Annotated in this window: 1 protein-coding gene; it reads right to left on the bottom strand. The window is 51.5% G+C overall.

Annotation, left to right across the window (positions count from 1 at the left end):
- Positions 1-5: 5 nt before the first annotated feature.
- Positions 6-983, bottom strand: a complete 978-nt coding sequence (locus JTN23_RS25725) for an IS110 family RNA-guided transposase (protein ID WP_247237997.1) — start codon at positions 981-983, stop codon at positions 6-8.
- Positions 984-1,220: the final 237 nt, after the last annotated feature.

Here is a 1,220-nt window from a genome sequence, read left to right as displayed (position 1 = left end):
GATTTCTATGACAAATGCAAGTTGTTCTGGTAGGTTGTCTGATTTTTTATCAGGGCGAATATCAGGTGAATGATCTTGTTTCTGACCGCATTCAGGACTGACATCTTGTTCTTGCCTTCGGCTACTTTGCGCTGGTAGTAATCCCGTAGCCGGTTATCCAGCCTGACGGCTCGCATGGCCGCCATATGCAAGACGCTCTTCATGCTCTTATCAGCATAGTGAGACACGCGCGGCCTTCGCCTCAGGGAGCTGCCAGACTGATGCTCAAAGGGTACCACCCCACAGTAGCAGGCCATCTTTCTGGGGTCAGTTATCAGGGTAAAACCCTCTGTCCTGGCCAGCATCATCCAGCAGGTTACCTTCCCCACACCGGGCACTGAACTGATGAACTGAGCCTGCTTTCGGGTCTGCTCGTCAGCCTGGATGAGCTGCTGGATCTGCTCCTCCAGGCGCTGGATTTGCTCTTGTAGCGAGTCGATCAACTGCTGGTTGAGCTTACCCAGAGGCTGATCTAGGCCTAGCTCTTTCAGCAGACTGAACTCGGCCTGTTGAGCTATGAGCATTCGTTTGATCTTGATTCTAGACAGGCGCTGAGCCAGTAAGACCTTGATCTTCTGTACGGTTGGCTGGGCTGGCTGCCAGGTCAAACAGTCCTGGTAGTGCTTTCGGATGTAGTGGCAGATACGCTGGGCATCTACTTTGTCAGTCTTGCCCCTGATCAGGCCCAGGCTCTTTTTCAGGTGCAGGGCCGAGAGCACGTAGACCTGAAAGTCGTACTGAGCCAGTACCTGGTAGAGCGGCCAGTTGTAGCGCCCCGTGTTCTCCATGGCTACTACCACGGGCTGACCGGTGAGCTTCTTGAAGAAGCCGTCAATAGCTTTGGGTTGATTGGCCATGGACAGATGAGTCAAGCCCTGCTCTGATTGCAGGCAGATGTCCAGCGTCTTGCTGCTGATGTCAATGCCGATAAAGATCTTTTTCATAGATTTGTTAGTAAGAAAGTGAAGGGAGAACTTCATCCCTAAGGCTCATCTCCTTGCTAATGGGCTGCTGGCCCAGATTTCTATGTGAGCTAAGGATGAAGAGGGAGTCCAAAGTCTGAATCAGCCTGTGAGTTCCTAGCTCAGAGCGCATGTCTTAGTGTACTTTGGCTCCCTTTCTCTCTTTAAATGTAAGTACCTACTCCTATTCTTTCAATACACCGCAAGTCTAAAGGAGCG

The sequence above is a fragment of the Telluribacter roseus genome, from assembly GCF_017355915.2.
GTDB lineage: Bacteria > Bacteroidota > Bacteroidia > Cytophagales > Spirosomataceae > Telluribacter.
Note: the sequence above shows the minus strand (reverse complement) of the source record. Positions and strands in the feature narration are given on the sequence as shown.

Excerpts from the sequence above, each read along its gene's own strand:
- JTN23_RS25725 (WP_247237997.1), bottom strand. The coding sequence starts at position 983 with ATGAAAAAGATCTTTATCGGCATTGACATCAGCAGCAAGACGCTGGAC.